This window comes from Burkholderia sp. Ac-20379, assembly GCF_017104645.1.
Classification (GTDB): domain Bacteria; phylum Pseudomonadota; class Gammaproteobacteria; order Burkholderiales; family Burkholderiaceae; genus Burkholderia.
Genome location: NZ_JAAGPF010000329.1, coordinates 1 through 8,349 on the forward strand (window position 1 = coordinate 1; position 8,349 = coordinate 8,349).

The following is an 8,349-nucleotide window of genomic DNA, read 5'->3' on the forward strand; positions in this document are numbered from 1 at the left end:
CGTTGCCGGCCTGGGTCGCGGCGCGCTTCGGCGGCTTGGCGGCCGGTGCGCCGAACCCGGCTAAGGCCGGCCCGCCGCCCGACGCCGCCACGTCGCCGGCGCCGATGGTCTGGATCGATCCGGCCGCGCCCGAACTGATCGCGCTCGAAGCCCGGCTCGTCGAATTCCTCGAATCGCGTCGAGGCACCGGCCTCGACGGCAAGCTCGAACGGATCAACTGCCCGCAGGCGATCGCGCTCTGGGAGAAGGAGCACGCGGCGATGTCGTCGCGCATCGCGCGCGGCTGGCGCGAGGCGATCCCCGAGGCCACGCGCGCCTGGCTCGACACGCCGCACGGCCGCTTCGTCGAATTCATCGCCGACGGCCCGCGCCTGCGCGAGGAGATGGCGTTCGAGAGCTACGTGATGCGCCATTGCCTCGGCCAGTTCGCCGACCGGCAGGCGCTGACGGGCGGCTACGGCCAGCGCTACGCGCAGGCGATCGAGACGCGCGGCCTGCGGCTGTTCAGCTTTCGGGATTCCAGCGGCCAGCCGCACATCACGATCAGCGTGACGGTGGCGGCCGGCGGCCGGCTCGACGTCGAGCAGGTGAAGGGCAAGCAGAATCGCCCGCCGATCGAGCGCTATCTCGACGACGTGATCGCCTGCCTCGACGCGCTCGGCACGAGTGACGCCACGCCGCCCGATTGCGTCGCGGTGGGCATCGTTCGCACGCCTGCCGGCTGGCGGCGCATCGAGGCGATCGACGATGCGGGCACCCAGGCGCGGCTGGTGGCGCGCTATCCGCAACTGTTTCCGAGGCTGGCCGCGCCGACGCCGGCCGTCGAATGGCTGGTGGCCGCGCGCCATCCGGACATGCTGGCGGCGCATCCGCCGCGCGCCGCGTCGGTGCGCTACGCGACGCGCGCGGTGGGCGCGCCGGGCGTGCCCGATGCGCCGGCCCGTTTCCAGACCGAAGGCGTCGAGTGGCCCGGCCATGTGCCGCCGCCCGCCGGTCCCACGCACTGAGGCCCTGCGATGCCGATCCTGAAAACCCTCGTGCTGCTGTTCCTGCTCTGGCGGCTCCTGCGTTATCTGACACGCGGGCGGCGCCGTCGCGCGCCCGATCCGCTGACGGGCCGCCGCTTCTGGGCGCTGCAATTCGCGCAGCCCTATGTCGACGCCACCGAATTCAACGAGTTCGACGCCGACGTGGCGATGGGCCTCAACGATCACACGGTCAAGCTGGTGCGCGCGGCCTTGCTGCACCAGATGGCGCTGCGCACCGACGCGAGCGACGAGGAGGTGCGCGCCCATCTCGCGCGCGTGTTCGAATCGCAGTGGTTTCGCGCCGATCTGCATGCGTTGCAGCCCGGCGACGATCCGCACGCGGCGTTGGCGTTCGCCTGCGCGCGGATGGCGTTCCTGGCGCGGCTCGCGATGCTGATGGAATGGACCGACGAGCCCACGGCCTGGCGCGTGCTGTTGCTGAACGCGCAGCGGGCGCAGGATTGCTTCGCGAGCTGGGACGCATTCGGGCGCGCGTTCGTGGCGGGGCGGCGGCAATGGGTGGCCGGCTTTCGCGCCGATTCGCTCGGCGCGTCGTTCGACGAGGCTTCGCTGCAGCGCTGGCTCGCGCAGGGCGAGGGGCCTTGGGCGAAGGCCGGATGGCTGGCCGAGCCGTGCTTCAATCCGGACGAAATCGTTCACCGAGGCCGAAGAAACAGCGTTTGACCGCTATTTGGCGCGCGTTCTTGTTTCTGTTTTAACTAATTGGTGAAATTTGAACGCGCCTCGACTATAATCGCCGCCGTGCGACAATGAAACACTTGTTCGCATTAAGAACATACGACGAGACACCGGGCGCCGGGTAGGCGCGTGCTTTTGCCGTGTGTCTCTGGCCGCGTGCGAACGCCATGCGGCGCATCCTGCCGCACCGGCCGAGGCGGCGCCTTCGCGCGACGCGCTCCCGCCGGCTGCCGACCCTTCCGCTCGACCGTTCTCTCGGGATCTCCATCCCGGTATGTGCATTCTGGTCTCCTAACGAGAATGAGCGATGTCGAATCCATCTCCCTCTGAAACACCGTCCGCGGCCATTCGTATCGGATTCCCGATCATTGGCGTGGTGGGCGTGCTGCTCGGCCTGGTCTTCGTGATCGGCGGCGCGATGCTGATCGCGCGCGGCGGCTCCTGGTACTACCTGTTGATGGGCCTCGCGGTGTGCGCGTCCGGCGTGCAGTTCGCGCGCCGCCGCGCCAGCGCCGTGTCCCTGTTCGTGATCGCGCTGATCGCCACCGCCATCTGGGCCATGTGGGAAGCGGGCCTCGATTTCTGGGCGCTGAACGCCCGGATCTTCATGTTCTCGATGATCGCGATGCTGATCGTGCCGCTGTATCCGGTGCTGCGCCGCCTCGAAGGCAAGGGCGCGGCGAAGGGCGGCGCATGGGCGCTCGCGCTGGTGCTGCTGCTCTGCAACGCGGGCTTCGTGTACGGCATGTTCATTCCGCACGGCACGTTCGGCGCGGAATCGAGCGCCGCGCTGGCCAACAGCGACGCGGGCAAGGGCGACTGGACGGCCTACGGCCACGGCGACGGCGGCGACCGCTTCTCGGGTTTCGGCCAGATCAACCGCGACACGGTCAAGAACCTGCAGGTGGCCTGGACGTATCACACCGGCGACGTGCCGCAGAGCCCGACCGGCGGCGGTTCGGAAGATCAGGAAACGCCGCTGCAAGTGGGCAGGACGTTGTTCCTGTGCTCGCCGCACAACACGGTGATCTCGATCGACGCGGCCACCGGCCATGAAAACTGGCGCCACGCGTTCCCGACCAAGACGACGGTGTGGGTGCGCTGCCGCGGTCTGGCCTATTTCGACAGCGGCAAGCCGCTCGTGCAGCCCACCGTGCAGGGCTCGACGCCCGTCACGCCGGTGGCGGCGCCGGGCGAGCAGGCGCTGTGCCGCCGCCGCATCTTCATGAACACGATCGATGCGACGCTGGTGGCGCTCGACGCCGACACCGGCAAGCTGTGCCCGGATTTCGGCCAGGGCGGCGAGGTGGATCTCAAGACGGGCCTCGGCTCGGCCAAGAGCCCGCTGTACCAGATGACCTCGGCCCCGACGCTGGCCGGCACCACCGTGGTGGTGGGCGGCCGGGTGGCCGACAACGTCACGCTCGACATGCCGGGCGGCGTGATCCGCGGCTTCGACGTGATCACCGGCAAGATGAAGTGGGCGTTCGATCCGGGCAATCCTCAGGATCACGAAGCGCCGGCCGGCGGCAAGACGTTCGTGCGCTCGACCCCGAACGTGTGGGCGCCGATGTCGTACGACGCCAGCTCGAACACCGTCTTCATGCCGGTGGGCGGCGCGGCGATCGACCTGTGGGGCGTCAAGCGCACGCGCCTGGACGAGGGCTACGGCGCCTCGATCCTCGCCGTGGACGCCACCACCGGCGCCGAGAAGTGGCACTTCCAGACGGTCCATCACGACTTGTGGGACTACGACGTGCCGATGCAGCCGACGCTGATCGATTTCCCGGTGGCGGACGGCAAGACGGTGCCCGCGCTGATCGTCGGCACCAAGATGGGCCAGTTGTTCGTGCTCGACCGCCAGACCGGCAAGCCGCTGACGAAGGTCGTCGAGCATCCGGTCAAGCCGGCCACCGTGCCGTACGAGCATTACTCGCCCACCCAGCCGCTGTCGGTCGGCATGCCGCAGATCGGCGCCGAGGTGCTGAACGGCAAGGACATGTGGGGCATGACGCCGATCGACCAGATGATGTGCCGCGTGATTTTCCACGGCATGCGCTACGACGGCCTGTTCACCTCGCCGAGCACCGACACCTCGCTGAGCTTCCCCGGCTCGCTGGGCGGCATGAACTGGGGCGGCCTCTCGTACGATCCGAACGCGGGCATGATCTACGCGAACGACATGCGTCTGGGCCTGTGGGTGCGCTTCGTCAAGGAAGAGAACCGCGGCGGCACGTCCGACGGCAACGAATCGGTCAACGCCGGCATGGGCGCGGTGCCGCTCGGCGGCACGCCGTACTCGGTCGTGAAGGATCGCTTCTTCTCGCCGCTCGGCATTCCGTGCCAGAAGCCGCCGTTCGGCTCGATGACGGCGATCGACCTGAAGACGCGCAAGATCGCCTGGCAGGTGCCGCTCGGCACCGTGCAGGACACGCGCCTGGCCGGCATCCAGATGCACATGAAGACGCCGATCGGCATGCCGACCATCGGCGGCTCGCTGACCACGGGCGGCGGTCTGGTGTTCTTCGCCGCGACGCAGGATTACTACCTGCGCGCGTTCGACAGCTCGACCGGCCGCGAAGTGTGGAAGGCCCGCCTGCCGGTGGGCAGCCAAGGCACGCCGATCAGCTATGTGGTGGGCGGCAAGCAGTACATCGTGATTTCGGCCGGCGGCGCGCGCCAGTCGCCCGATCGCGGCGACGACGTGATCGCCTATGCGTTGCCGGATGCGAAGTAATACGAAGTAAGGTGCGACGGCCGCGGGTAGGCCGTCATGCAAGCGAACAGGCCGGGGCGCGATCCCCGGCCTGTTTTTTTATACGCGCGCGCCGGCTCGGACGTCGGCTCTCGAGGCGGGTGCATCGGGCGCGTTCGGCCCCGCGCGTTCGGCGATGCCGATCGTGACGTCGGCGCGCCGGCCCTGCACGGCCTCGCGCAACCGTCCGGCCGCGCGTCAGGCGCCGCTGCGCACCATCACCAGATCGCGCTGCGCGTCGTCGCCGCACTGGAACGTGGTTTCGCCGACCTCGGCGAAACCGTTGCGCGTGTAGAAGCGGATCGCCTTGGCGTTTTCCTCGCTGACCGTGAGCCGGATCGGGCCGGATACGGCGGCCAGCGTGGCCGACATCAATTGCTGCGCGAGGCCGCTGCCGTGGTGCGCGGCCAGCACGTAGCAGCGGCTCAACTCGGGGATCCCGTCGGCGGCCGGCACGCCCAGGCGTGCAGGACTCCGATTGATCACGCTGAAGCCCGCCACGGCGCCGGCGTCGTCCGCCACGCGCACCTCGTACTGGGCGTTCGTCAGTACGGCGCCGAAGCGCGCCGCCGTGAAGTTGTCATCGATGTAGGCCACGATCACGTCGTGCGGCGTGTCGGGCGGGCAGGCGAGGGCGAAGGTTTGCCGGGCGACGGCGCTGATCGCTTCGGCGTCGGCCGGGGTGGCGTGACGGATCTGCATGGGAATCGGGTCTTGTCTGCGGAATGACGATGACCCCATGGTAAAGGAAATGCGGGAGCGACCGAGGGAGTCCTGAACGATGCGTGACGCCTGGCGGGCCAATGCGATGCTCGCGGCGGTTGCGGCGATGTCGGCGCAACTGATCGTGCTGCTGCTGATCGGCGTGTTCGATCTGCCCGACCGTGCATTCACGACGGCGGGCTTTCATTGCGCGGCGCTCGGGTATATCGCCGCGACGATGGGGCTCGTGCATCGGCTCGCGGCGCGGGCGTTTCGCGCCGCGCTGGCGTCGGGGCATGTCTGCGCGACGTCGTGGGCCGAGCGGCGGGTGCGGGTGGCGGCGCATTGCCCGCGCCGCCTGCTGGTGCTGGCGCATGTGCGGCTGCATCGCTATCGTCTGGACTGCCGGGCGTTGTGATGCGCCGCGCGGCTCACGCGCCGCGCCGGCCCCGCCATTCGGCCCATTGCCACGCGGCCAGCCCCGGCAGATAGAACAGCAGGTCGCGCAGGCGGCGCGCGCCGGCCAGCGCGAGACACACCGAAGGCTCCAGCCCGAACCACCCGCCGATCACGACGAACCCGCCTTCCTGCACGCCGATGCCGGCCGGCACGAGAAACGCCATGCTGCTGAGGAACTGGATCAGCGCCTCGATCGCCATCGCGTCGGCAAAGCTGGCCGACGCGCCGAGCGCCTTCAGGGCGATCCAGATCTCGAGCGAAAAGCCCGCGAACTGCAGCGTCTGCCAGATCAGCAGGTAGCGCAGCACCACGCCGGTGTCGCGCCAGATCAGCATGACCGACAGGTCGATCCGCGCGGTCGCGCCGAGCTTGTCGACGAAGCCGCCGGCCGTGACGCGGTTGAGCAGGCCGGCGATGCGCCGGAACGGCCGCGCATGCTGAACCGCGGCGAACAGCACCAGCACCGGCAGCGCGAAGGCCAGCCCGAGCGCGAGCTGGCCGATGCCGCGCCCGGCGCTCGAACCGGTACCCATCAGCAGGTAGGCGCAGGCGCACAGCGCGAACACGAGCTGGCTGATCAGCGTCAGCTGCATGTCGGCCACGAGGCTGGCGATGGCGGCCGGCGGCTGCACGCCGAGCCGCCGCAGGAACCGGAACGAGACGATCTCGCCGCCGATCCGCGCCACCGGCAACAGACCGTTGACCGATTCGCGCAGCCAGACGAGTTCGAGCATGGCCGCGAAACGGGGCCGCCGGCCGCGCCGGAACAGCAGCCGCCAATCGGCCGCGTTGGCCATCATCGGCAGGATATGCACGACGGCGGCCAGCAGCAGCCCCGCGCCCGCGTCGCGCAGCAGCGCGAGGATCGCTTCGGGATGCTCGCGGCCCACCAGCCAGACGGCGAGCGCGAGGCCGAGCGCGGCGGTGGCCACGCCAAGCCACTTCATGTTGCGGACTCCGGAACGTTCTGCAATGGCGGCGCGCTCACTTGTCGAGGCGCGGCGAGAGCCGGCCGCCCGGGTCGACGCGGAAGCGCCGGCCGCGCCACACCACGTCCGACATGCCGAAGCTCGTCACGAACACGGCGAATTGCAGCAGATCGAACAGCGGCAGGCAGAACCAGTCGGCGAACGATTGGCGCAGCGCGCGATCCATGCGCAGCTTGAGCAGCAGCCGCGACAGCAGCGCCGCGCCGGCCAGCGCCCAGGCGCTCGAATCGCCGCCCGAGGCGAGCACGGCGATCAGCGCGAACGGCAGCGGGTGCATCAGCGCCGAGCCGAGATGGCCGAGCGGGTCGGCCGCGCGGATCGTCTGGCTCCAGCGCGATTCGTGGGCGAGATAGACGCGCGCCGTCGCTTCGATGCAGGCGTGATCGACGAGCCGGGGCGGCACGGCCACCGTCAGGCCGATCTCGCGCACGGCCTCGCCGATCGCGTGATCCTCGGCCAGATGATGCGCGAAGCGGTGCAGGCCGCCGATGGTCGACAGCGTCGAGCGCCGCAGCGCGATGGTCTGGCCGAAGCAGGGCCGCGCGAGCCGGGCGGCCAGGCCCGTCACCACGCCGGGAAAGAACAGGTAGTTGGTGGAAGCGGCCGAGGCGCGCGGCCAGAAGCCCGGCGCGGCCATGCCGCGATACGCGCTTGTCACGAGGCCGACATCGGGCGCCTGTAGGGCGCCGACGATGGTGCGCAGATAGTCGCGCTCGACACGCACGTCGCTGTCGGCGAAGCAGAGCAGGTCGTGCTCGGCCTGTTCGAGCATGTTGATGAGGTTGGAGACCTTGCGGTTCGGGCCGTGCAGCCGCGCGTCGGCCACCGTGGTGACATGGGCGTCCGGATAGCGCGCGCGCACCGCGGCCACGGCCTTCAGCGCGATGTCGTCGGCGTCGTGCACGCCGAACACGTATTGCACGGGGCCGGGGTAGTCCTGATCGAAGAAGCTGGCCAGATGTTCGGTAAGCTGCCACTCGTCGCCGTGCAGCGGCTTCATCAGCGTGACGGGCGGATAGTTGACGGCTTCCGCCAGCGGGCGGGCGAAGAAGCGGCCGATCAGGCGCGCGGCGATCAGCGTGTAGATAATGCCGAGCACGGCGCATATGGCGGCGGCGCCGCCCGCCAGATGGCCGGCCTCCAGTGCATAGGGGCGGTGCGAGGCGAGGATCGCGGCCAGCGCGATGGCCGCGCCCACGGCGAGAAACGACAGCGGTCGAAGCACGATCGCACGAACAGTCATGGCGTCAAGGCACGTTGCGGGTTGGACTAAGAGGAAAAACGGTTCGGCGCGCCGGCGCCCGACGCCGGCGCGTACCCGCTCAAGCCTCGTGCGCGCGCAAAAACCGGAAAAACTCGACGCCCTCGCGCAGGCGGCGCTTCAGCATAGTCCAGCTTGTTGACATTTCTAGGACGATCTCCCAAATCTTCGACGGCCGGAAATAGAACGCCCGGTAGAAGTGTTCGAGCTCGTGATAGATGTCTTCCTTGGACAGATGCGGATAGCCAATCGCGGCCAGTTGCACGCCTTCCTTGCTGACCAGGTTGATGGTCTTGTTCTCTTCCATCCAGCCGTTCTCCACGGCCTGCTCGTAGAGCCGGGTGCCCGGATACGGCGCGGCCAGCGACACCTGGATCGTGTGCGGATTGATTTCCTTGGCGTATTCGATCGTCTTCTTGATCGTGTCCTTGGTTTCGCCGGGCAGGCCGAGAATGA

7 protein-coding genes and 1 pseudogene are annotated in these 8,349 nt (G+C 69.1%); 4 read left to right on the top strand and 4 right to left on the bottom strand.

Annotated elements, in window-relative coordinates; genetic code table 11:
- The 3 genes from G3N92_RS27765 to G3N92_RS27775 form a co-directional block, all read left to right on the top strand.
- On the top strand, nucleotides 1–1,007 hold a 1,007-nt coding region (locus G3N92_RS27765), incomplete at its 5' end, for a hypothetical protein (RefSeq protein WP_206130786.1).
- 9 nt (nucleotides 1,008–1,016) lie between these two features.
- Nucleotides 1,017–1,712: a DUF1266 domain-containing protein gene (locus G3N92_RS27770; protein ID WP_206130787.1), complete on the top strand. Its 696-nt coding sequence runs from the start codon at nucleotides 1,017–1,019 to the stop codon at nucleotides 1,710–1,712.
- Nucleotides 1,713–2,034: 322 nt separating this feature from the next.
- The gene (locus G3N92_RS27775) at nucleotides 2,035–4,464 is read left to right on the top strand and encodes a membrane-bound PQQ-dependent dehydrogenase, glucose/quinate/shikimate family (RefSeq protein WP_206130788.1); all 2,430 of its coding nucleotides are present in this window, start codon (nucleotides 2,035–2,037) and stop codon (nucleotides 4,462–4,464) included.
- 216 nt (nucleotides 4,465–4,680) lie between these two features.
- Here the strand turns inward: G3N92_RS27775 and G3N92_RS27780 are convergent, their stop codons facing one another.
- Nucleotides 4,681–5,184, bottom strand: a complete 504-nt coding sequence (locus tag G3N92_RS27780) for a GNAT family N-acetyltransferase (RefSeq protein ID WP_206130789.1) — start codon at nucleotides 5,182–5,184, stop codon at nucleotides 4,681–4,683.
- A gap of 79 nt (nucleotides 5,185–5,263) precedes the next feature.
- On the opposite strand from G3N92_RS27780, the gene G3N92_RS27785 reads away from it, so the two are divergent.
- Nucleotides 5,264–5,602, top strand: coding sequence for a hypothetical protein (locus tag G3N92_RS27785; protein WP_206130790.1), 339 nt, complete (start codon nucleotides 5,264–5,266; stop codon nucleotides 5,600–5,602).
- Nucleotides 5,603–5,615: 13 nt separating this feature from the next.
- Here G3N92_RS27785 and G3N92_RS27790 read toward each other — a convergent pair whose 3' ends face one another.
- From G3N92_RS27790 to G3N92_RS27800, 3 genes and pseudogenes are all read right to left on the bottom strand, one after another.
- Entirely contained in the window at nucleotides 5,616–6,590 is a 975-nt protein-coding gene (locus G3N92_RS27790; protein ID WP_206130791.1) for a flippase-like domain-containing protein, read from the bottom strand.
- A 37-nt stretch (nucleotides 6,591–6,627) separates the two neighbouring features.
- Complete coding sequence (gene hpnI / locus G3N92_RS27795; protein WP_206130792.1) at nucleotides 6,628–7,875, bottom strand: bacteriohopanetetrol glucosamine biosynthesis glycosyltransferase HpnI; 1,248 nt, start codon at nucleotides 7,873–7,875, stop codon at nucleotides 6,628–6,630.
- A gap of 79 nt (nucleotides 7,876–7,954) precedes the next feature.
- Nucleotides 7,955–8,349: pseudogene (locus G3N92_RS27800) on the bottom strand (hopanoid biosynthesis associated radical SAM protein HpnJ); the annotation flags it as partial.

Excerpts from the sequence above, each read along its gene's own strand:
- hpnI (WP_206130792.1), bottom strand. The coding sequence starts at position 7,875 with ATGACTGTTCGTGCGATCGTGCTTCGACCGCTGTCGTTTCTCGCCGTG.
- G3N92_RS27785 (WP_206130790.1), top strand. The coding sequence starts at position 5,264 with ATGCGTGACGCCTGGCGGGCCAATGCGATGCTCGCGGCGGTTGCGGCG.
- G3N92_RS27780 (WP_206130789.1), bottom strand. The coding sequence starts at position 5,184 with ATGCAGATCCGTCACGCCACCCCGGCCGACGCCGAAGCGATCAGCGCC.
- G3N92_RS27775 (WP_206130788.1), top strand. The coding sequence starts at position 2,035 with ATGTCGAATCCATCTCCCTCTGAAACACCGTCCGCGGCCATTCGTATC.
- G3N92_RS27790 (WP_206130791.1), bottom strand. The coding sequence starts at position 6,590 with ATGAAGTGGCTTGGCGTGGCCACCGCCGCGCTCGGCCTCGCGCTCGCC.
- G3N92_RS27770 (WP_206130787.1), top strand. The coding sequence starts at position 1,017 with ATGCCGATCCTGAAAACCCTCGTGCTGCTGTTCCTGCTCTGGCGGCTC.